Raw genomic sequence first — 22,589 nt, forward strand, 5'->3', positions numbered from 1 at the left:
GTACGGGTCGATCCGGGCCGGGCCCGGATGCGGAGATCAACGAGGAACGAGGATGCGGCCGGCCAGCGGTTCGATCTCCGCCTCGATCGGCGTTTCCCCGCGGGGCTCGCCGTCGATCTGCGCCGCCACGGGCGGATCCGATTCGACGGTGATGCGGCGAGCTTGCAGGAAGATCATCCGGTCGTCGCCGGAGTAGCGCTGAAACGCCACCTTCGTGAGCATGGCGGCCATGTCCGGCAGATGACGGGGCGAGAAGATGGCCACGTCCAGGAGTCCGTCCTGAAACGACGTTCGCGGGGCCACCTTCAGCTCCACGGGCAGCCCTCCGGCTCCGATGATGCCGGCGTTCGCCAGCAGCACCATCGAGGCCTCCATCTCGATCTCCTCGTCGTCGGCCACGATCCGGTAGCGCGTCCGGCTCGGCGTGAACACGTGCTTCAGGCCTCCGACGAAGTAGGCGAGCACCCCGAGACGGCTCTTCAGCTCGGACGTGGCGCTGGCCATGACCTCGGCATCCAGCCCCGCGCCGGCGATGAGCGCGAAGTACTCGTCGCCGATACGGCCCAGATCGATCGGCTCGACGACCCCCTCGATCGCCACCCGGACGCTGTCCTCGAGCGACACCGGAACGCCGAAATTGAGAGCCAGCTGGTTGCCGGTGCCGAACGGGAGCAGGGCCACCGGAACCTCGCTACCCGCCGTGCCCCGAAGGGCCAGGGCGATGGTGCCGTCGCCACCCGCGGCGACGACCGCCTTGCACCCGGCCTCCACCGCGGCTCGCACGATTCGCAGTCCGTCCTCGACGCTCGTCGACTCCACGATGTCGAACGGCACCCGATGCGATGCCATCGCCCCCGCGATGCGCCGGCGCAGGACCTCCGGCTGCCCTCCCGCCGCGTTGGGGTTGAGGAGGACGAGGTACCGGTCGGAATCCGGGATCGGATACTCAGAGGCCACGGCGAGCCATTTCCTCGAGGCGCCGCACCCGCTCCTCGGTCGGTGGATGGGTGCGGAACAGGCCGCTCAGGCCGCCGGATCTCAGCGGATTGACGATCGCGAGGTGCGCGGCCGTCGGGTTCAGCTCCATCGGCTTCCGGCGAGCCTCGGCTTCCAGCTTCCGGAGCGCGGAGGCGAGAGACGAGGGCCGTCCGGAGATCTCCGCCCCGACGCGATCCGCCCTGTACTCCCCCGCGCGGCTGATCGCCATCTGGATGAGCATGGCGGCCAGGGGCGCGAGGACGAGCATCAGGAGACCGCCGATCGCGCCGCCGCGGTTCTCATCGCCCCCGAACCAGAAGCCGAGCCGTGCCAGCATGACGACCGCGGCGGCCAGCGTTGCCGCCACGGTGCCGATGAGCATGTCACGGTTCTTGATGTGGGCGAGCTCGTGGCCGATCACACCCGCCAGCTCGTCCGCATCGGCGACGCCGAGCATCCCCTGCGTCACGCACACCACCGCGTGTTCGGGATCGCGGCCGGTAGCGAAGGCGTTGGGCTGTGGCGAAGCCGAGATGGCGACGGCGGGCATGGGGAGCCCGGCCCGCTTCCTCAGATCGTCCACCATGTCGTAGAGACCCGGCGCTTCGCTCCGTTCGAGGGGCCGGGCCCGGTACATGCGGAGCACGACTCGGTCCGAAAACCAGTAGGATCCGAAGTTGAACAGGGCCGCGAAGCCGAGAGCCGCGTACATCGCGGTCCGGCCGCCGAACCACCCGGCGATTCCGACGAACAGGGCCGTCATCAGGGCCATCAGCCCGAATGTCTTCACGTAGCTCATGATCTCTCCTCCCGAGGCCGGAATGTACGGTCAGAAGTTCCAGTCCCGGAAGAGCATCAGCCCGTAGGTCCGTTGACTGTACGAGCTGAACGAATAGCCATAGGACGCATACCGCTTGAAGCGGTCCTCCGTCACGAACTCCAGGCGCCAGTGCTCGGAGAACGACCACTCCACGCCGAAACCCGGAAGCTCGCCGCCGAGGGGCTGCGTCGCCCGAACGAACACGTCGGGGGTAAGGTACCTCCCGATCTCCAGCTCCGTTCCGTACAGGAGGTTCGTCGTGCTTCCGGTCTCGAGCGGACCCGCCTGCCCGGTGGACCGGATGTCGAAGTAATCGACGATCCCGACGCCGCTCACCAGAACCTGGGAGAACTGGTTGCTCACCGTTCCGAGCAGGCTCTCACGCACCAGGGAGGCGGCGAACTCCCCACCCTGCTGGCCCGCCCCGAGGCAGGCCGTGGAGAACAGCAGGTAGCAGACCTCGTCCGCCTGGGGTAGCGGCGGATTGCTGGACGTCTGCAGCGTCGGCGCCGCGGCCGTGCCCCCCACATCGACCGTGATGGTGACGGGACCGAGATCGGAGCGGGTCTGGTACTGCGCCTGGATGTCCAGGTTCGGGTCCATGCCCGGCGCACCGGTGAAGGTCAGGGTCCCGGAGGCGATCTGCAGCTGACGCGAATAGAGCCCCGAGAGGTCCGTGCCGGACCCCGAGACGTAGCGATACTTGCCCCGTGGCAGGTTCACGGTGCCGAAGGCCACCAGGTCTCCCTGGGCCCTGTCCATCCTCACGTTCAGCGTGCCGGCGAGCTCCACCTCGAGGAAGTCGGAGCGCAGCCACAGGTCCGGACCGAGGGTGATGTCCGCGTCCATGCGTAGGTTCTGCATGAACGGGTTCTGGGCCCGTTCGAACAGCCTCTGCTCCATGACGAGCGTCGTATCGATCAGGGCCGTCACCGTCGGATCGGTCAGATCCACGGCCCGCCGCGAGCGGAGGAAGCGCTCCGCCCGGACCTGCCCATCGGAGATGCGGAACGCCCCGCTCAGGTCGGGCGACAGATACGAGCCGCGGAGGTAGGCCGTCCCGTCGAGCAGGAAGGTGGCCATGCGTCGATCCATGGCCCGGAGTCGATCCATGGTGATCGTGAGATCGAACCCCAGATCGGTGATCTCGCCGGTGTCGATCCAACCGGTTACGGAGGCGGAGCCTCCGGCGCTGGAGGACAGCCTTCCGGCTTCCACTTCCGCCCGGGTTCCGTCGAAGGACAGCGAAGCCGTCACGTCCGTGAACCGCACGCCGAGGTATGGGACGGTCGCGGCGGCCGCCCCCAGCGTGGCGGCTCCCTGAAGCTGCAGCGCCCCCGGTTCCCCGGTGAACTCGATTCGACCGGCCCCGAAGCCTTCCACGTCGCGAAGACTCTCGAAGGCGAGCCCCAAAGGCTGAACCGGCAGACTGTCCGCCTCGAGAACCAGGTTCAGGGGCTCCGGAGCCAGGCGCTGCTCCACCCGTCTGAGGCTCAGATTCACGAGGATCGAGCCGTCCAGGCGCCCGAGCTGCATGCCGTTGTCATGCAGGCTGACGCCCAGAGTCATCCGGCCGTCCGCATAGTCGGCATCGCCCGTGATACGTCCGTACTCCAGCCCCCGGATGTCCGGGTCGGCCACATCGAAGACGAGCGTCCAGGTGGGCTGATCGGCCGTACCGCGCAACCGCCCTTCGGCATCCAGGATGCCGCGGTACGGGAGCGGTTCGTCCGGGGTCAGGAATATGGCGGACAGGTCGAGCGATCGAACCTGAACGTCGAGAGACACCGCTCCGCTGTCCGGTACGGTACCCTCCAGAATCAGACCGGACCCATCCCTTCCCGTCAGACGTACGCCCGAGGCGGCGAAGCCCCGATCTCCCCACCTCAGCGCCGCGGGTCCCTCGAGGTTCAGCTGCTGCCCGGCCACGCCGAGAGCCAGTCTCTCGAACTCGAGGCGGCGCTCGTCCTCCTCCCACTCGATCCGGGCGCGGGTGTCGATCTCCAAGTCCTGCCCCCGGCGCGCGTACAGGTCGACGTCGCTCCGAACGGAATCGAACTTCGACCAGCGAAGGGAAACGGTATCCAGCGTCGTCCCGGCGCCGGAGAGGCGCCACAGCACGGCGCTGGCCTCCAGTCGATCCGGTCTGCGCGGATCTTCGATGTCCACCGTGAGCAGCACCGAGTCCGCCTCGAGATCGCCGTACTCGATGCTCCCTCCCCACAGGCGGCCACCGAACGAGAAATCGTGCATGTTCCCGTACAGGACGCCGAGGGCGCGGGCGGAACCGGCGAGCGTGTCCGGAGCCTCGGCCACGCCCGCGATCTCCCCTCCCGCGGCCTCTTCCTCGGCTCCCGGGAACGCCGCGAACAGGCTCTCGAGGCTCGTGTCCTGCCGGGCCGGATTTCGTCCGGGCACGAGCCATCGATTCCAGGACGACAGATCGCCGGCGCTGACGTCGAGGATCAGGGAACCGCTCGTCTCTTCGGTGAGGCCGAAGCTGCCCCGCCCGCGGATGCGTCCCGCGTCCGTCTGGATGGCGAACGTGTCGGCCACCGCCAGCCCCTCGGACAGCGTGAAACGCAGCAGGCTCGAGTCCACCCGGGCCCCTTCGACGAGCGAGCGCAGGATGGTGAGGTCGAAGGTGGCTTCGAGCGAGGCCGGATCCGTGCCCACACCCTGGACCCTCCCCTCTACGGCGAGCCGGGTGGAGGGGCCCTGCTCGACCCATTGCCGCAGCTGGATGTCGCGCGCCGTGAGCCGGGCGTCGTAGCGCCGCCTTTCAGACATCAGGTCGAAGCGTCCGTCGAAGTTCAGCAGCCCCCGGGGCGTCCGAAGGTCGGCGATGATGCGCAGGTCCGAAAATAGTCCCCTCGCCGAGACGGGGCCCCGTACATCGCCCACGAGGTCCACCTCGGGAGGGGCGTACGGCTGGAGCACGGCGAGCGAGAGCGGGTCGGCCATGAAATCGACCGTAACTCCGGGCTCGTCCCCGAGCACGACGCTACCGGACCCGCTGACGTGGGAGGCGGATCCGGTCCGAAGCTGGTGCATCAGGTCGGCGTCGAAGTCGAACCACTGTCCCACGGTGCCCGTGAGCCTCAGCCTGCCCTCCAGACGGCCCGTCGCCTCGTGCGTGATCCCGACGATCTCCGTCCAGCGGGGCTCGAACTCGAGGAAGGTGAGCTCCAGATCCTCCATGTCCCGCGGCTCCACGATCGCCAGACCCCCCGACGCCGTGACGAAGGACGGGGCCGCGGTGCCGGCCACGTCGGTCAGCGTCAGATCCGCCTGCAACTGGACGAGGTCCAGCGGCCCCTCTCCGGTGACCGCGCCGTTGATGTAGCCGTCGATCAGGGACTCCCGCCCCAGCACTTCGTCCACCAGGCGAACCCGGAGGGGCTGCAGGAGGACGTCGAGACTCTCGAACCGTGGCGTTTCTTCCAGGGCGATGACGAACGAGCCCCGGAGACGCGAGTCCCCGGAGCGCGCATCGGCGCCCGACACGTCCACGACGATCACCTCGCCCCGCGTCCACAGATCCAGGCGTGCCGGTCCACCCCCCTCCGCGGGCATCGGCACGGGAATCCAACGGAGGTCCGAGAAGCTGAGCGGATCCGCCTCGAGTCCGAAGCGGAACTGCTCGGGGGACGAGGGGACGATCCATCCGGACCCCGAGAAATCGCTGTCGGAGGTCCGCAAACGGTCGATCTCGACGGCGATCGTATCGCGGAAGGTGGCACTGCCATCGAACTGCGACACGGCCAGGGTCTGGGTCACGACGGCGGCCGAGGTGGCGACACCGGCGGCCTCGATCCGGAAGGGACGTACCGGATCGACCAGGCGGAGCAGCGGGAAGCCCCCCGACAGCGAGTCGAGCTCGATCTGTCTCACCCACCGCTCCGGGCCGGCCCTCCGAATGCGCCACAGCCGGTCGCCGCGAAGGCCCTGGGCGACGGCCGAGTCCCTCGCGGCCCCCGACAGATCGGCCGCCCACGGAGTGGTCACCCGAAGCGTTCCGTCTCCGATGTTGAGGTCGGTGAGCAACACGCGGGTGCGACCCGGCGATTCGGTCGAATCGGCGGGAGCGGCTGGTTCTTCCCCGGCGTCCGGCTGCGACGAGTCGTCGCCGAACAGGCGATCGAAGTTCCACTCGCCGTCCTCTGCCTGGATCAACGATATCCGTGCTCGAACGGCGTCGACTTCGTGGAAGCGGTACGCCCCCACGAGAAAGCCGAGCGGATTGTATTGAACCCTCACGCTGTCCAGGCTGACGAACGGCGTACCGTCCGACTCGAGGATCTCGAAGTGGGCCAGGTGCGCCCGGGTGAGCATGTTCCCGCCGAGAATCGGGCCCACCCGCACCTCGCCGTTCACAACTCCGGAGAGAAGGCCCTCGATCCGCTCGGCGACCACGGCCCGCCCGACCACGGTCTGGCTGAGCCACAGCACGGCGCCCGCCGAGGTGAGGCTGGCGAGTCCGATGAAGAGGGCGAGAGACCGACCGAGTACCTTGAGCGCGTGCCACAATCGACGCGGCATGCCCAGAGGTCCATGCAGGCCCAGGTCCCTCCCGACCGGACGATCCCTCCGCGGCCTCATGCCGGCGCCTCCATCAGAACGCCTCGCCGATGGAGAACTGGAGCCGCATCCGGCGCCACACCTCCGTGACGAGAGAAGGGTCGTCGTACGTGAACGGGTTGTACTCCACCGCGCCTTCGATCTCCACGATCGAGCCGTCGTCCAGCACTACCACCACCGGCTTCAGGGTGGTGCCGGTCGTATTGTACCCGATGTCCAGTCTCAACGGGCCCACCGGACTCCGGAAGCGAACGCCCGCTCCGGGAGTGGCCACGATCGGGGTCCGCGAATCGATGTCTTCCCACACCTGGCCGAAGTCCAGGAAGGCCGCGAGGGTCCACTGTCGTCCCACCCGGAGTCGGGCTTCCAGGCTCCCCTCGAACACGGCGTTACCGCCGAGCGGCCGCTCGCTGAACGTGGTCGGCGGCACGTCGGCGGCGCACTGCTGGAAGTCGACGTATCCCTGGCAATCCTGGTCGTTGAGCACCAGGACCGTCGGACCGAGGAGGTTGGTGGCGAAGCCGCGAACGCTCTGCGGACCACCGGCGAAGAAGCGCTTCTGGGGATGCACCACCGGGTCGTTGGTGCTCGCATCGTCATCCAGGAGGTTGCCGATGTAGGGCAGGAGGGCGCCCGTCCGGACGTGGAGGCCACCGACGACGGTGGAGCTCAATCGCCGGAAGAACGCTCCGTCGATGGTCCCCCGGGTGTACTGGTAGTCGGACAGGGTGAGATCTCCGGCCTGTTCCACCTCGACCGCCAGGTACCCTCCACGCGTGGCGGCGAACGGATCATCGGTCCGATCGAACGTCCACAGGGCCGTCACGGGGGACAGCCAGTTCGCGGCCGTGAGCACTTCGATGTCGACGGGGTCGCAAACGCCGAAGCTGACGCAGAAGTAGATGTCGGCCGACTCGGTATCGAAGGAGGTGAGCGCGGGCTGATAGCCGAGGGTGAGCTGCATGGTGCTCTGGAGTCGGCGGCTGAACCACAGCTGCCCGCCGGTCGCGTTGCGCACGTATAGATCCGGGACGGTCTCCCGCTCCGTGTAGACGCTCGCACGCAGGTTGTTTCGACCGTCCGAGAACACGGGCTGCTCGAACCCGACCTCGGCCAGATAGTCCAGCTTCTGATAGACCTCCTCGGGGCTCACGTCGGTGCAGGGAAACTCGCCCTGGAGCTCGGAGGCGAGCACGTTGGATACGCGTCCGGTGAACCGCAGGATGCGCGCGTCCCCGAGGAAGTTGCGGTAGGTGAGACGTGCCTGTGCCTGCACGCACTCGTCGGTCTGCAGCCCCACTCCGGTCTGGAGGGAGCGCTTGGGGGCCGGAGCGACTTCGACCCGGAGGTCGATGAGGGTGTCCGTATCGGGACGCCTCTCGGAGGAAATGTTGGCCCACCTCAGGGCGGCGAGGCCGTACAGGCTCCTCTGGCTCTCCACGATCCGGTCCTCGTTGAACCACTCACCGGGCTCGAACCGGAGGAGCTCCCGAATCACCCCGTCTCCCACCGGTCCCGAGCCGACGATGGACACGTTGCCGATCCGCACCCTCGGGCCCGGCTCGATGCGCAGCCGGAGGTCCGCTTCGCGGCTGTCGGCGGGGATGAAGTACTCCCGGAGAACCTGCGCGTTGACGTACCCTTCCTTCCGGAGGCGCTCGGCGAGTCGCCTCTCCCCCTCCCCCAGCGCCACCAGGTCCAGCGGATCCCCCACCTGCATGTCGAGATCCGACGCGACCGTGGCCGAGTCGACGAGATCATCCCCCCCGACGACGGAGAGCTCACGGATCCGGGTCGGCTCACCCTCCACGATGTCGAACTCGATGCTCACGCGTTCGTCCTGCCGGACGACGGCCGTGTCCACGGTCGAGGAGCGGAATCCGCGCTGCCGGTAGAACAGGCGGAGGCGGAGGACGTCCCGGGGCAGCTCGCCCTCGTCCAGGTACTCGCGCACGTGAGCCATGCCCCAGTCCGTCAGCGGGCAGAGAGGAATCGGAAAGATGAAGAGAAACGTACGGCAGTGCGTCGCCGAGGTCAGAATCGCATCACGCAGCTCGCGGTCCGAGAAGGCTTCATTGCCCCGGAAGTCGATCTTCGTGACCTCCGGATCCGAAAAGGACTGGGCGGTGGCCTGACTCGACACCATCGCGACCAGGGCGACGGCCGCCACGACCGCGCGCCGGACGGATCTCACGTCCGTGCAGGCTCCTTCCCGCCGCCTCCGAGCCGGACCATCAGCCACGCCCCGAGCGCGATCAGCCCGATGCTCAGGACCTGGGCGAGCGAAAGAGAACCGAAGAAACGATCGTCCTTGGCGCGGAAGAACTCGACGAACAGCCTCTCGGCGCCGGCCAGCACGAGCCACAGGGAGAAGAGCCATCCCGCGGCCCGGTCGCGGAACCTCAGGCGCCACAGGACGAAGAAGATCAGCAGGGACATGCCGACCTCGAACAGCTGCGTCGGATAGACCGCGAGCACCTGACCGTCGGGAATACTGGCCGGTATCTCGACGCCGAACGCTCGGCGCAGGTTTCCGGCCGTGGATGGCGGCGACCCCTCCGGGAAGGCGATGCCGACCCAGCTTTCCGTGGGACGGCCGTAGTCATCGCCGACCAGGAAGCAACCGAGGCGGCCCAGCGCGTAAGAGAGCGCCAGGGCCGGTGCGACCACGTCGGCCATCTCCGCCACTCGCTGACCTCTGCGGCGGATCATCCAGATGACGCCGAGCGAGCCGCCGATCAGGCCGCCGTACCAGACCAGCCCGGCGCGGCTCAAGAGCATCCCGAGGGGGTCCCGGACCGTCAGAGGCCAGTTCAGGAGCACGTAGTAGATCTTGGCTCCGAGGATTCCTCCCACCAGCGCACCGAGGAGGATGTCTCCGGCCAGCTGCTCGTCCTTCCCCCGCCGTCGAAGCTCGAGGCGAATCACCTGGTACCCGCCCAGGAAGGCGGCCGCCATCATCACGCCGAACGACGTAATGGTGAAGCGGCCGAGGACGGGCAGATCCAGCGTGATCAATTCGGGAAACATGCGGTGCCTTTCCTCGCGCTAGGTGAGGCCCGGAAACGGGAGCGCCGGATCCGCATTCAGATCCAGCCCGGCGATCTCGCCGACCTTCAGCCTGTGTTCCGCCAGTCGGGCGACCATGGCGGCGTTGTCGGTCGCCAGACGGGGAGAGGGAGCGAACAGCTCCCCATCCGGGTCCAGGGCCGCCGCGAGACGATCCCGAAGCACGCCGTTGCGAGCGACCCCGCCCCCGAGCAGCACCCGCCGGCATCCCGTGTGCTCCACGGCCCGTATCGTCTTCTCGACGAGCACCTGGACCACGGACTCCTGGAACTCGGCCGCCACGTGGGCTCGCGCCGCTTCCAGATCGACGTCCGGCTCACGTTCGAGCTCGCCGATGAGCAGGGACGCAGCCGTCTTCAGACCACTGAACGAGAAATCGAAGTACGCCGCGTCCTCCGGTCCATCCCCGGTCGACAGCATGGGTCGCGGAAGGCGGTACGTTCCCGCGCGCCCCTCCCGGGACAACCTCTCGATCTCGGGCCCGCCCGGAAAGCCCAGTCCGAGACGCCTCGCCACCTTGTCGAAGGCTTCTCCCACCGCATCGTCCCGCGTGCTCCCGAGCAGCGAGTATTCTCCCCAGGCCGCGGCATGCAGCAGCAGTGTGTGGCCCCCCGAGATCAGCAGTGCCACGAACGGAGGGGCTGCCTCCGGCGAATCGAGCGAGTTGGCGAAGAGGTGGGCCTCCATGTGGTGCACCCCGATCACCGGCACGCCCAGGGCGTACCCGAAGCCCTTGGCCCAGTTGGTTCCGACGAGCAGCGCTCCAATCAGTCCGGGTCCCGCTGTGACACCCACCCCGGAGATCTCCTCCGGGCGGAGGCCCGCGTCGGACAGCGTGCGGCTCACCACCCCGTCGATATGCGCGAGGTGTTGTCGCGCCGCGATCTCGGGCACGACTCCGCCGTACACCGCGTGGGCGTCCTGGGAGAGGATCACGTGGCCGCGAACCTGTCCCCGTTCGACCACCGCCGCGGACGTCTCGTCGCACGACGACTCGATCCCGAGGACCGGACCCCCCGTGAAGATCACGGGTCAGGGTCCTGCTGGCCGGACCGTCACCTCTTCGGGACGCGGAGATGCCGAGACGAATCCCTCCGCGGCGAGGTCCACGATGACGGGGACCAGCCGTGGGGCGCCCGGAATCGATTCCAGTCGCACCGTGACCTCCGTCATGGTGTCGATCTGCCTCTGGACGGCGCCGGCCGCGCCCCGTACCACGACGTCCACCGAGTCGGGCTGAAGCCGCACGGCGCCGCGCAGCGACGCCGGCGCACGAACGGGCACGCGTACCTGTCGCACCACCAGAGAGTCCACCGGTACCGTGACGAGGACGCTCGGCGGAACGAGCACGACTTCCGGCGCTCCAGCGGGGGTTTCCAGCGGAATGTCCCTCATGACGGAATGACGAAGCTCCTCGAGAGACACCTGGCGTGTGGCCACCTGTCGGATCGACTCGACGTGGGACGCCCCGCCGCGGACCGTCACGCTGTCGGGCTCCACGAGTAGCGGCCGCAGCACGGTGAACCCCATGGCCGGCATCGTGAGCACATCCGGCACGACGGGGACGCGACGCTCGGTCAGCTCCTCGAACTGCAGCTCCACGGACGTCGGCACGACCAGAGTGGCCCGAACCCCCAGCTCCCGATCGTACACCACCTGGTCCGGTTCGAGGGCCACGCGCATCAACGGGGCCGAAACTTCGCGGATCGCCACCCGGACCTCCGGACCCTCGCCGATGACCGCCATCAGATCCCGGTTCCGTCCCTGGAAGGTGGTGATGACCTCCTCCGGAGCGTCGATCAGCACCCAGGCCGAGTCCTGCACGTCGATCACCAGGCGGGTCGCCACCTCCTGCGACTGTCGTTCGCCCGACGTCAGATCGAGCCACAGGAGAAAGACGATGAAGAAGGCGGCCAGCTTGTACGGCCAGTGGTCGCGGACGATCGATTGCCAGTTCACGGATGCGTCACCGTTCTCACCCTTCCGGCGTCTCGCGCTCGAACCAGCGCCGGGTGGGATCGACGCGCTGGACGTCCCCTGCCACCCGGACCTCCACCTTCTCTCCTTCCCTGAGGCTGTATCCAGCCGGCGGATACTGGCCCACGATCCGTCCGGGAGCCTCGAAGGCCTGGGGGTCGTAGGTGATGGCTCCGAGCTCGAGGCCGGCGCTCGAGAGAGCGCTCTGGGCGTCATCGATGTGTCGGCCGACGAGCTCGGGGACCTGGACCACGGGGCGGCCTTCACTGATCACGAGCGTCACCTCCGCCGGAACGGCGAGGTCCGTGCCCGCCTCCGGGCGGGTCGTGACCGCCCGGCCGGGTTCGAGCGTATGGGTGATGCGTTCCACCGCGACGCCGTAGCCCAGTCTCTCCAGAACGATGGCCGCCTGGCGCTCGGAGAGCCCGGAGACATCCGGCAGCACGTGCGATTCCGCCCCGCGACTGACGGTCACGTACACCGGGGCGCCCGGCCTGGCGTACTGCCCGGGAAGGGGGTCCTGGGCCAGCACCGCTCCCTCGGGAGCCAACGGGTGGGTGATGCCCGAACGGACCGTGTACTCGAGCTCGATCCGGTCCAAGCGGCCCTGTGCCTCGTCCTCGGTCAGCCCCACGAGCTCGGGCACCTGCACGAGCGAAGGATCCTCGGCGGGTCGACCTTCGGGGAACACCCACTGGGCCGCCGCGAGGTAGCCGCCGCCGAAGAAGGCGGCCGCGATGACCGCCGAAAGGGCCCAGCGACCTCCGTGTCGCCTCCGCTTCGGTCCCTCCACCGACTCGGTCCTCGGGGCGAACAGCTCCTCGAGCGTCGGCGTGCGTGGCTCCGCAGCGCCGGCGGCGGTTCGATCCTCCGCCTCTCCATCCGCCGCACCGGCGGAGGTCGGGGGCCGGCCGGCCGGGGCCTCGCGCCCCCGGTCGTCTCCCCTGGCTCCCTTGCCGCCGCCCAACCCGCGGCGCCGTCTGTAGCTCATCCTCTCGTTCCCCTTTCTTCCACGACCCGTCAGCCCTCCCGCCGCCGCAACCGGCTCGCGAAGGCTCCGTCGGTGCCCCACTGCCACGGCGTCACGCGCAGGTCGCCCCGGGCGTCGATCGCGCCGGCTCTCAGCCGGCCCTCCTCGGGCGGCTCCCGTCGAAAATCGGGAAACCGCTCGAGAAACCCGTCCACCTGCTCCTCGTTCTCCTCCGGCTCCAGTGAGCACGTGGCGTAGACCAGCAATCCCCCGGGCCGCACGCGCTCGGCGAGAGCAGCCAGCAACTGCCCCTGCAGGGCGACCAGGGACAGCAGTCCTTCCTCTCGAAGCCGCCACCGGGCGTCCGGGCGCCGCCTGAGCACTCCCGTCCCACTGCACGGGGCGTCGAGCAGGATCGTGCCGGCCCCCTCGATCGCCGGGGCGCGGGCATCGGACACGATCAACGACAGGTCCAGCCCCAGTCTCCGCACCGTGTCCCGAAGCCGGCTCAGCCGCGTTCCGCTCACATCCGCAGCCACGAACGGACGCGCACCGCTCGCCCACGCGAGGCCGACGGACTTGCCACCGGGCGCCGCGCACGCGTCGAGCACGGGGGGCTCGAGCCGCCTTCCCACGTAGTCTACCACGGCGGCGGCGGCGGGATCCTGCACGACGCTCGGGAACGCCCGAAGCGCCTGATCCGGTCTCCCCTCGACCACCCGGAACATCCCTCTCCAGCCGCTCTCCCGGACGAGCCTCACGCCCTCGTCGGAAGACAGGTCCGGGCCTTCGAGACCGTCATCGCCGAGGACTCGAACGGTCACCGGGGGTGGCTGGTTATCATTCTCCACCAGACGACGAACCGAGGCAAGCGGCCAGAGTCGCAGCCACCGGCGGACCAGCCACTCCGGGTGCGACCCCCAGGTCACCAGCCACTCGAGCGGCTCGGCCTCCGGATCGGGAAAGGCAGCCGGCTGGCGTCCCTCGCGAGCCGCCCGACGCATCACCGCGTTCACGAGGCCCGCCGGTCCGTGGCCGACGCTTCGCTTCAGGCCTCGGACCGTCTGATCCACCGCTGCGTGATTCGGAATCCGGGTCTCACGAAGCTGGTACAGCCCGAGCCTGAGCCACCGCATCACCGCCGGGTCCAGCCGCCGGAGGGGCCGGTCCAGCAATCCCTCGAGCTCGGCGTCGAGACGGGCGCGAAGGCGGATCGTCCCATACGCCAGCTCGAGGCCGAGCGCCCGATCGGCCGGAGACAGATCGTGCAGGCGACGCTCCGCTGCGTGATCCGCGAACTGTCCGCGAGCAGTGTCGCCGAGAATGTGAAACGCGGCGAGCCGGGGATCGTCCACGGCGGCCACCGGTCCCTTCCCCGACCTCAATCGAGCATGCCGGTAGACGGGCTCGAGGGAACGGCCCACTCGCGCCTCGGCATTCGGCCGGCAAGCCATGCAGCCCGGCCGGCCTCGACCGCCTGGCGCATCGCCCGGGCCATCAGCACCGGCCTCGCCGCCGCCGCGAGAGCGGTGTTCATGAGGATCCCGTCCACTCCCTGTTCCATCGTCGCGCATGCATCGGATGCCGTGCCGACGCCGGCATCCACGATCACGGGTACGTCCAGGCGGCTCTTGAGGAGCCGGATGTTCAAGGGGTTCAGCAGTCCGAGCCCGCTGCCGATCGGGGATGCGAGGGGCATGACGGCCGCCGCCCCCGCCTCCTGCAGCTTCAGGGCCGTGATCAGGTCATCGTTGGTGTACGGCAGGACCGTGAAGCCCTCCTTCACCAGCGTCCGGGTCGCTTCGAGAAGCGCCTCGGTATCCGGAAGCAGCGTCTCCTGGTCTCCGATCACCTCGAGCTTGACCCAGTCGCTGAGGCCCGCCTCGCGTCCGAGCCGGGCGTAGCGGACCGCGTCCTCGGCCGTGTAGCAGCCGGCCGTGTTCGGAAGGAGGAAGAACTCCTCCGGGCTCAGGTGATACAGGAGGCTTTCCTCCCGCGAAGCATCCAGATCGACCCTCCGCACGGCGACGGTGACCATCTCCGCACCCGACGCGCGGAGGGCCTCCACGGTCTGCGCGGCATCCCGGTACTTCCCGGTCCCGACGATCAATCTGGATTGGAACACCCGGCCGCCGATCGTAAGCGGCGCCGGGTCCGGGACGGGTTCCGCCTTCATACTCGTATTCATGATAGTGACTCGATGTGCATGCCCATGGTTATCCGCCGCCCACGAAGTGGACGATCTCGACGCGATCGCCCGCCTGGAGCGCGACGTCCTCGATCTCGTTGCGTCGGACGATTTGCCGGTTCACCTCCACGACAACGAGGCGACCGTCCAGCTCCAGGTCGCGCAGAAGGTCCGCGACGCTCCGGCCGACGGGAATCTCCCGGCTCTTTCCGTTGACCTCGATCTCGACCACGCTCAAACTCCTCCCTGCACCGGACGCCCGGTCGTCGACGGGGTCCCCTCTTCGAGTCCGCCGAGCTCGGGCAACTGCTCCAGCAACCTCGCGGCCGCCGCGACCGGATCGGCCGAACTCCACACCGCGCGCACCACCGCGATGCCCGAGGCGCCAGCCTGAATGACGGCTTCCGCGTTCGGCGGCCCAATGCCTCCGATCGCGATCACCGGAACCCCCGCACGACGGCACGAGGTAATCAGCTCCAATCCGGCCGGCCTGGCTCCCGGGTGCGTGGGCGTGTCGAACACCGACCCCGCGACAAGGTAGTCGGCCCCCTCCTCCACCCGCCTGCGCGCCGCATCCCCCGAGTGCACCGAGGCTCCGATGGCGAGCCCGTCGCCTCCGAGGCGTCGGACCGCCGGGATCGGCATCGCGCCCGCCCCAAGTTGAACCGCCTGCGCGCCTGCGCACAGCGCCACGTCCACCCGCCCGTTCACCACGCACCACCCGTCCGTCTCGCTCGCCGTGGTGCCGAGATCGAGGGCCAGGTCGTAGAGCGTTCGCGCCGGGACGCGTTTCAGCCGCAGGTGAACGGCGACCCGGGAGCCACCGGCGAAGAGAAGGTCGCGCGCCACGGCGGGGAACGACCGATCCGACGCGATCGAATCCGTCGCGACGGCATGGAGCACCGGCAGGTTCACTCGAACGCCTGACCCTCCTCGACGCCTCGGCCGTGGATCCAGGCCTCGGCCTGCATCCGGCCGCGTCCTTCGGGCTTCACCTCCCGAAGTCGGAGGGTTCCCGACCCGGTGGCCACCACGAGGCCGTCCGCGTCAGCGGCCACCACCTGGCCCGGCGGATCGTCGCATTGCACGCCGACGATCTCCGGGCTGAAGATCTGTATCGAGCGTCCATTCAGCGTGGTCCACGCGGCGGGCCACGGATCGCACCCCCGGACCCACCGATCGATCTCGATGGCCGGGAGACGCCAGTCGATCCGAGCCCCCTCCCGACTCATCTTGGGTGCGTACGTCGCCTCCTCGTGAACCTGTGGCTCCTCCCGGAGCACGCCGGCCTCGAGCTGGGCGAGGGCCTCGACGAGGGCCGTGGCCCCGATCTCCGAGAGCATCTCGTAGAGCTCGCCGGCCGTCACGTCGGGCGGCAGCTCCACGGCCACCCGGTAGAGGACGGGCCCCGCGTCGAGCTCCCGCACCATCCGCATGATGGTCACCCCGGAGTGCCTGTGGCCCCGGATGATCGCCCAGTTGACGGGAGCCGCGCCTCGCAGCTCGGGTAGCAGCGACGCGTGCACGTTGACCGACCCCTGGGTCGGGAGATCGAGGACCTCGGTCGTGAGGATCTCACCGTAGGCGGCCACCACCGAAAGCTCCGGTTCCAGCTCCCGCAGCTGCGCGAGAAACGCTTCGCCGCGGGGCTTCTCGGGCTGAAGCACCGGGATCCCTTCCTCCTGCGCCACCGCCTTGATCGCACCGGGCCGCACCACTCGCCCCCGACCGGACGGGCGGTCCGGCTGGGTCACCACGGCGACCACGGCGTGTCCCTCTTCCTGGAGGGCCCGCAGAGAGGGAACGCCGAAGTCCGGCGTGCCCCAGAACAGGATCTTCAACCCGCGCTCCCGGCCCGTCGGAACGCGCCACGCATCCCGGCCATCATCCCGGCTGCTCCATTTTCGACCACTTCTTGAGCAACATCCTCCGCTTCAGGGGGCTGACCCGATCGATGAACAGGACCCCATCCAGATGGTCCTGCTCGTGCTGCAGGCACCGGCTCAACAATCCGTCGGCTTCGATCCGAACGGGATCCCCGTTCCGGTCGAGGCCTTCGACCACGACGCGCTCGCTGCGCTCCACGATGTCCTCGAGACCGGGAATGCTCAGACAGCCCTCCGACTCCCGCTGCGTTCCGCTTGCCTCGACGATGCGGGGGTTCACGATCGCTCCCGACTCGACCTCGTCATCGCGTACGTCGAACACGAACACGCGCAGCGGCACTCCGATCTGCGGCGCCGCGAGGCCCACCCCGTCGGCCGCGTACATCGTCTCCAACAGATCATCGACGAGAGATCGCACCTCATCATCGACGGCCTCGACTTCGCGGCACATCTCGCGGAGGACCGGGTCGCCCAGGTACCTCAATGGCCGCACGCTCACGTGCGCTCCTCCAGCCGCGTCCATCCGGCGGACCGGAGCCATGGCCACACGCTCAGTCGTCTCCTCCCGCTCCGGTGGCCTTGCGGCCCACCTTCGAGCGCTCGATCTCCAGCCTCGTGTCCTCGGCCGTCTTGATGGTGACTCGATCGTCCGTGAGGTGGATGATCCGGCCGACGATCCCGCCGATGGTCACGATCTCGTCGCCGCGGCTCAGCGTCTTCACCATCTCCTCGTGCGCTTTCTGCTGCTTCCGCTGCGGCCGGATGAGCAGGAAGTAGAAGATCAGGAAGATGGCGCCGAACATGAACACCGTACCGAACGGGTTCGGTCCGGCCGGGGCCTGCGCCTGCAGGAGGGTGAGGGTCAGCACTTGTCTTCTCCTGGTGATCGGGACCCGCCGCGGCGGAGCCCCCCTTGTCCGGTTTCAGTCGGGTTTCAGCCAGATAACTTAACGGCTCCGGCCCGGTATCGCTCCAGCCACCGGTCGGCCCAATCGTCGAACCGTGATGCGAGGATGGCGGCCCGGGCATCCGCCGCCAGGTCGATCAGGAACGCGAGGTTGTGGAGGGAAAGCAGCCTCAGCCCGAGGAGCTCGTCCGCCACGAAGAGGTGCCGCAGATAGGCGCGGGTGTAGTGGCGACACAGCTCGCAGCGGCACTCGGGATCCAGCGGCCGCCCGTCGCGCGCCAGATCGGCCCGCTTCACGTTGAGCCGCCCGTCGCGCGTGAACGCCGTGCCGTTTCTACCGTTCCGCGTCGGCGCCACGCAGTCGAACATGTCGACGCCCCGGCGAATGGACTCCACCAGGTCTTCGGGGTATCCCACCCCCATCAGATAGCGCGGGAGGCCGTCGGGAAGGTGAGGCTCGAGGGCCTCGATCATCTCGAGCGTGACGCTCTTCGGCTCCCCGACCGACAGCCCTCCGATCCCCACGCCGGACCAGTCCCCGAGGTCCAGGGTCCGCCGCAGCGACTCCACGCGCAGGTCGCCGAACGATGCACCCTGGACGATCGGAAACAGCAGACCCGGCGCCCCGCCCTCGGCCCGGAGGGAAGCATGCCGGGAGCGGCATCGTTCGAGCCAGTGGAGCGTCCTCTCGAGCGCCCCCCGGGCCGTGGCCCGGTCCGATTCTCCCGGCGGGCACTCGTCCAGGGCCATCATGATGTTGGAGCCGAGCACGGACTGGATCTCGACGGCCCGTTCCGGCGTCAGCAGGTGCCGGGATCCATCGATGTGGCTCTGGAAGGTGACCCCTTCGTCCTCCACTCGGTTGATGCGCGCGAGGGAGAACACCTGGAACCCCCCCGAGTCGGTAAGGATCGGCCGGGACCAGCGCATGAACCGGTGCAGGCCGCCCATCTCCGCCATCACCTCCATGCCGGGCCGCAGGTAGAGATGATACGTATTGGCCAGGATGATGCGGGACCCGATCGCCTCCAGGTCCCCGGGCGTGAGAGACTTCACCGTGCCCTGCGTCCCCACCGGCATGAAGCACGGCGTCGGCACCTCGCCCCGCTCGAGAGTCAGGAGACCCGCTCTCGCGCACCCGTCCGCCCCTTCGATCCGGAAGCGGTCTCCCGCGCCTTCGTCGTTCATATCACCAGCATGGCGTCGCCATAGGAGTAGAATCGATAGCGTTCCCGCACCGCGTGCCGGTACGCTTCCAGGACCCGCTCACGCCCCGCCAGGGCCGCCACGAGCATCAGCAGGCTCGATCGCGGCAGGTGGAAATTCGTAAGCAGCCCGTCGACGGCGCGAAACCGGTACGGAGGGTAGATGAACAGCTCCGTCCACGCACGGCGCGCCTCGAACGCCCCGTCCGGTCGCACGGCGCTCTCCAGGGTACGCGCCGAGGTGGTGCCCACGGCCCACACCTTCCCGCCCCCTGCGCGCGTCTGATTCAGCGACCGGGCCGATTCCCCGGTGATCTCGTACGCCTCCGCGTGCATCCGGTGATCCTCCGGCCGCTCGACGTCGACCGGCCGAAAGGTCCCGACTCCGACGTGGAGGGTGACGGGAACCACCCGGACGCCCAGCTCCTCGATCCGCTCGAGCAGCCGCCGGGTGAAGTGAAGCCCGGCCGTGGGCGCCGCCACGCTGCCCCGCTGCCGGGCGTAGACCGTCTGATACCGGTGCCGGTCCGCGTCTTCCTCGGAACGCCTGATGTACGGTGGAAGCGGGATCTCGCCGTGGCGTTCGATCAGCTCCCACGGATCTCCGGCGCCCTCCAGTCGGACCCGCCGGCTGCCATCTTCGAGGGAATCCTCGACCCGGATGAGCAGATCCTCCCCGATCTCGATCGTGCGGCCCGGCTTCAGCTTCCCTCCGGGACGAACCAGGGCCTGCCACGTCCGCCCCCCCTCTTCTCCCGGGGTCGGACGAAGCAGGAGCACCTCGGCTCGCGCTCCGGTGGGCTTACGGCCGCGGAGTCGGGCCGGAAACACCCGGGTGTCGTTGACGACCAGCGCATCGCCTGGGCTCAGATAGGTCAGGAGGTCGGGAAACCGGCGGTCGGCGAGGGACCCCTCCCGGCGGTCGATCACCAGCAGGCGGCTTTCATCCCGTTTCGCGGCGGGGTGGCTCGCGACCAGGTCTTCCGGGAGCGGATAATCGAAATCGGTCGTGCGAAGCGCGGACCCGGCCTCAGCCTTCATCCCCGAACAGCCCGCCCTGGGTGGAATCCCCATCTTCGGGAACCGCGTACCCGAAGCGTCGGAAGGCGCGCTGGGTCGCGACGCGACCCCGCGCCGTCCGGTGAAGATACCCGTTCTGGATCAGGTAGGGCTCGTAGACTTCCTCCAGGGTCGACGCGTCCTCCCCCACGGCCACGGCGAGGGACCCGAGGCCCACCGGACCGCCCCCGAAGTCCTCGATGATCGCCCGGAGGATCCGCGAGTCCATCTCATCGAGCCCGTACTCGTCCACGTTCAGCATCTCGAGGGCCTGCCGGGCCGTGTCGCCATCGATGCGCCCTTCGGCCCGGACCTCTGCGAAGTCGCGGACCCGGCGGAGCAGACGGTTGGCGATACGCGGGGTCCCCCGGGAACGCCGCGCGATTTCGTCGGCTCCTTCCTCATCGACCTCGACCCCGAAGATCTCCGCCGAGCGCTTCACGATCTCGAGCAGTTCCGCCGGGGGGTAGTAGTTCAGCCGCTCGATCACCCCGAAGCGGGCCCGCATCGGGGCGGTGAGCAACCCGAAACGAGTGGTGGCCCCGATCAGGGTGAACCGCTCGATCTTCATCGACACCGTCTGGGCCCGGGCGCCTTCGCTCAGACGGATCTCGATCCGGTAGTCCTCCATGGCCGGATAGAGGTATTCCTCGATCACCGGGCGGAGACGATGGATCTCATCGATGAACAGGATGTCCCCGTGCTCGAGGTTGGTCAGAAGCCCGGCCAGGTCGCCGGGCTTCTCGAGCACCGGCCCGGACGTGATCTTGATGTTCACGTCCAGCTCCCGGGCCATCAGGATCGCCAGGGTCGTCTTGCCGAGTCCGGGCGGACCGAAGAAGAGCGTGTGATCCAGGGCTTCCTCGCGCTGGACGGCTGCCTGGATGTACACCTCCAGGGCTTCCTTCACCTTCGCCTGGCCCACGAACTCGGCCAGCCGATCGGGACGCAGGGATCGCTCCTGGCCGATCTCTCCCTCCAGCGACCGGGGCGTCGTGACTTCCACGCGTTCGGACATGGGCTTCCCGGGGTTCGCTCTACAGGTGCCGCAATGCGGCACGGATCAGTTCCTCCGTGCCGACATCGCCTTCGGTCTCGCGCCGCGCGGCGTGCAGAGCGGCCTCGCTCTCGATGTGCGAGAACCCGAGCGCCCGCAGCGCTTCGAGCGCCGCCACACCGCCCTCGAGCGGCTCATCGGCGGGCCCGGCACCGGTCGAGACCGCCAGGTCCTCCAGCTTGTCGGCGAGCTCGAGGGCGAGGCGCTCCGCCGTCTTCCGACCGACGCCGCTCACCAGCTGCAGCGTCTCGTGGCTTCGGCTCTGAAGCGCGCTCACGATGCGCCGTGACGGCAGGGTGCCGAGAATGGCCAGGGCCAGCCTCGGACCGACACCCGAAGCCCCCTGAAGCCGCAGGAAGAGCTCCCGGTCCACCACGGATTCGAAGCCGAACAGCTCCAGCGCATCGTCGCGGGACACCAGGGCCGTGTGCAGATCCACTTCGCCCCCCGGAGGCGGAAGCCGCTCGAACAGGCGCGAGGGGATGATGACCTCGTATCCCACTCCGGCCACGGTCAGGACCTCGACCCGGTCGCCGCGGACGGCTGCCAGCTCCCCTCTGACCCGGCTGATCACGAGTCCGTCCTCCGCCGGGCCAGCGGACCGGTGCCGATGAGGATGTGGCACAGAGCGGCGGCGCAGCCATCCGAGGCATCCGCCGGTCGTGGCGGCTCCGCGAGTCCGAGGAGCTTCTGCACCATGAAACCCACCTGTGTCTTCGTGGCTCGTCCGGTCCCGACGACCGCCTTCTTGATCTCCGCCGGCGGATACTCGATGACCGGCAGACCGCTCTGCGCACCCGCCAGCAGTGCGACGCCCCGCGCGTGAGCGAGGACGACCGCGGTGCGCGGGTTTTCCCGGAAGAAGATGCCCTCCACCGATACGCAGTCCGGTTCGAGACGCTCGATCAAGGCCTGCAGATCACTGTAGATGTGAAGGAGCCGGACGGCCAGATCCCGGCGTCGAGGCGATCGGATGACCCCGCACTCGACGAGCCGACATTGGGTGCCGCGCCCTTCGACCACGCCGTACCCAGTCACCGAAGAGCCGGGGTCGATACCGAGGACGCGCACGGATCAGGTCACCGCGGGAGTCGCGGCTTCGAACGGGCAGGTCCCGGGCGGGACGGGCTCAACTCTCGAGTGACGCGAACGCTTCGTCATCCACCTCGAAGTTCGAGTACAGCTTGATCACGTCATCCTGTTCCTCGAGCGCGGCGACCAGCCGGAGAAGCTTCTCCGCCTCGCGTCCCTCCACCTCGACCGTCGCGTTCGGAAGAAGCGCGAGCTCGGCTTCCTCGAACTCGATGCCTCTCTCCCGCAGCCCGTCCTGTACGACGTGGAAGTCGGCGACCGACGTGGTGAGCACGTGCAGTCCCTCCTCCGTGGTCATGTCCTCCGCGCCCGCGCCGAGGGCGGATTCCAGGGCCGTCTCCTCGTCGTAGCGCCGCGCATCGAGGTAGATCTGCCCCTTCCTCTCGAACATCCAGGCCACCGACCCGCTCTGTCCGAGGTTGCCCCCGCCCTTGCTCATGATGTGCCGGATCTCCGCCACCGTGCGGTTCGTGTTGTCGGTGACGCATTCGAGAAAGATGGCCACGCCTCCGGGCCCGTATCCCTCGTAGGTGGTCTCCTCGAACGACATGCCCGGAAGTTCTCCCGTGCCCCGCTGCACGGCCCGGTCGATGTTCGACTGCGGCATGTTCTCCGCCTTGGCGTTGGCGATCGCCGTGCGGAGCCTCGGGTTGAAGTTGGGATCGCCACCGCCCTGCCGGGCCGCCACGGCGATCTCCCGCCCGAGCTTCGAGAATCGTTTGCCGCGGGCCTGATCGTTGGCCGCCTTCTGGCGCTTGATCTGGGCCCACTTGCTGTGTCCTGCCAAGCGTTTTCGCTCC

The 22,589-nt window shown here is 68.7% G+C and carries 21 protein-coding genes; all 21 read right to left on the reverse strand.

Annotated elements, in window-relative coordinates; translation table 11 throughout:
- Window positions 1-36: 36 nt before the first annotated feature.
- Entirely contained in the window at window positions 37-957 is a 921-nt protein-coding gene (locus AC36XV_RS10510) for a diacylglycerol/lipid kinase family protein (protein ID WP_492203635.1), read from the reverse strand.
- Complete coding sequence (locus tag AC36XV_RS10515) at window positions 947-1,777, reverse strand: zinc metalloprotease HtpX (protein WP_492203636.1); 831 nt, start codon at window positions 1,775-1,777, stop codon at window positions 947-949. The genes AC36XV_RS10510 and AC36XV_RS10515 overlap by 11 nt, the downstream gene beginning before the upstream one ends.
- Before the next feature lie 30 nt (window positions 1,778-1,807).
- Complete coding sequence (locus tag AC36XV_RS10520; protein ID WP_492203637.1) at window positions 1,808-6,400, reverse strand: translocation/assembly module TamB domain-containing protein; 4,593 nt, start codon at window positions 6,398-6,400, stop codon at window positions 1,808-1,810.
- Between the two features lie 13 nt (window positions 6,401-6,413).
- Window positions 6,414-8,573, reverse strand: a complete 2,160-nt coding sequence (locus AC36XV_RS10525; RefSeq protein ID WP_492203638.1) for a BamA/OMP85 family outer membrane protein — start codon at window positions 8,571-8,573, stop codon at window positions 6,414-6,416.
- A complete protein-coding gene (locus AC36XV_RS10530; protein ID WP_492203639.1) occupies window positions 8,570-9,409 on the reverse strand; it encodes a prolipoprotein diacylglyceryl transferase in 840 nt (279 codons plus the stop codon). The genes AC36XV_RS10525 and AC36XV_RS10530 overlap by 4 nt, the downstream gene beginning before the upstream one ends.
- A gap of 18 nt (window positions 9,410-9,427) precedes the next feature.
- Complete coding sequence (tsaD, locus tag AC36XV_RS10535; protein ID WP_492203640.1) at window positions 9,428-10,477, reverse strand: tRNA (adenosine(37)-N6)-threonylcarbamoyltransferase complex transferase subunit TsaD; 1,050 nt, start codon at window positions 10,475-10,477, stop codon at window positions 9,428-9,430.
- A gap of 3 nt (window positions 10,478-10,480) precedes the next feature.
- Window positions 10,481-11,407, reverse strand: coding sequence for a CdaR family protein (locus AC36XV_RS10540; protein ID WP_492203641.1), 927 nt, complete (start codon window positions 11,405-11,407; stop codon window positions 10,481-10,483).
- A 16-nt stretch (window positions 11,408-11,423) separates the two neighbouring features.
- A complete protein-coding gene (locus tag AC36XV_RS10545; RefSeq protein WP_492203642.1) occupies window positions 11,424-12,416 on the reverse strand; it encodes a PASTA domain-containing protein in 993 nt (330 codons plus the stop codon).
- A 29-nt stretch (window positions 12,417-12,445) separates the two neighbouring features.
- Window positions 12,446-13,819 (reverse strand): RsmB/NOP family class I SAM-dependent RNA methyltransferase, encoded by a 1,374-nt coding sequence (locus AC36XV_RS10550; RefSeq protein WP_492203643.1) that lies wholly within the window; start codon window positions 13,817-13,819, stop codon window positions 12,446-12,448.
- Window positions 13,777-14,583, reverse strand: coding sequence for a thiazole synthase (locus tag AC36XV_RS10555; protein ID WP_492203644.1), 807 nt, complete (start codon window positions 14,581-14,583; stop codon window positions 13,777-13,779). Before AC36XV_RS10555 ends, AC36XV_RS10550 begins: the two co-directional genes overlap by 43 nt.
- A 28-nt stretch (window positions 14,584-14,611) precedes the next feature.
- The gene (gene thiS, locus AC36XV_RS10560) at window positions 14,612-14,821 is read right to left on the reverse strand and encodes a sulfur carrier protein ThiS (RefSeq protein ID WP_492203645.1); all 210 of its coding nucleotides are present in this window, start codon (window positions 14,819-14,821) and stop codon (window positions 14,612-14,614) included.
- Window positions 14,818-15,498: a thiamine phosphate synthase gene (locus AC36XV_RS10565; RefSeq protein ID WP_492203646.1), complete on the reverse strand. Its 681-nt coding sequence runs from the start codon at window positions 15,496-15,498 to the stop codon at window positions 14,818-14,820. The genes thiS and AC36XV_RS10565 overlap by 4 nt, the downstream gene beginning before the upstream one ends.
- Window positions 15,495-16,424, reverse strand: coding sequence for a methionyl-tRNA formyltransferase (gene fmt / locus AC36XV_RS10570; protein ID WP_492203647.1), 930 nt, complete (start codon window positions 16,422-16,424; stop codon window positions 15,495-15,497). The genes AC36XV_RS10565 and fmt overlap by 4 nt, the downstream gene beginning before the upstream one ends.
- A gap of 43 nt (window positions 16,425-16,467) precedes the next feature.
- Complete coding sequence (gene def / locus AC36XV_RS10575) at window positions 16,468-16,968, reverse strand: peptide deformylase (protein ID WP_492203648.1); 501 nt, start codon at window positions 16,966-16,968, stop codon at window positions 16,468-16,470.
- A gap of 52 nt (window positions 16,969-17,020) precedes the next feature.
- Window positions 17,021-17,338 carry a preprotein translocase subunit YajC gene (yajC, locus tag AC36XV_RS10580; protein ID WP_492203649.1) on the reverse strand — a complete coding sequence of 106 codons (318 nt, stop codon included), beginning with the start codon at window positions 17,336-17,338 and terminating at the stop codon, window positions 17,021-17,023.
- A 65-nt stretch (window positions 17,339-17,403) separates the two neighbouring features.
- The gene (tgt, locus tag AC36XV_RS10585; protein WP_492203650.1) at window positions 17,404-18,564 is read right to left on the reverse strand and encodes a tRNA guanosine(34) transglycosylase Tgt; all 1,161 of its coding nucleotides are present in this window, start codon (window positions 18,562-18,564) and stop codon (window positions 17,404-17,406) included.
- Window positions 18,561-19,622 carry a tRNA preQ1(34) S-adenosylmethionine ribosyltransferase-isomerase QueA gene (gene queA, locus AC36XV_RS10590; protein WP_492203651.1) on the reverse strand — a complete coding sequence of 354 codons (1,062 nt, stop codon included), beginning with the start codon at window positions 19,620-19,622 and terminating at the stop codon, window positions 18,561-18,563. Before queA ends, tgt begins: the two co-directional genes overlap by 4 nt.
- Complete coding sequence (gene ruvB, locus AC36XV_RS10595) at window positions 19,612-20,658, reverse strand: Holliday junction branch migration DNA helicase RuvB (protein ID WP_492203652.1); 1,047 nt, start codon at window positions 20,656-20,658, stop codon at window positions 19,612-19,614. Before ruvB ends, queA begins: the two co-directional genes overlap by 11 nt.
- A 19-nt stretch (window positions 20,659-20,677) precedes the next feature.
- Window positions 20,678-21,271, reverse strand: a complete 594-nt coding sequence (gene ruvA / locus AC36XV_RS10600; protein WP_492203653.1) for a Holliday junction branch migration protein RuvA — start codon at window positions 21,269-21,271, stop codon at window positions 20,678-20,680.
- On the reverse strand, window positions 21,268-21,768 hold the full coding sequence (gene ruvC, locus AC36XV_RS10605; RefSeq protein ID WP_492203654.1) for a crossover junction endodeoxyribonuclease RuvC: 501 nt from the start codon (window positions 21,766-21,768) through the stop codon (window positions 21,268-21,270). The genes ruvA and ruvC overlap by 4 nt, the downstream gene beginning before the upstream one ends.
- Window positions 21,769-21,826: 58 nt before the next feature.
- Window positions 21,827-22,576, reverse strand: coding sequence for a YebC/PmpR family DNA-binding transcriptional regulator (locus tag AC36XV_RS10610; RefSeq protein ID WP_492203655.1), 750 nt, complete (start codon window positions 22,574-22,576; stop codon window positions 21,827-21,829).
- Between the last annotated feature and the right edge of the window lie 13 nt (window positions 22,577-22,589).

This window comes from Candidatus Benthicola sp. (assembly GCF_058719085.1).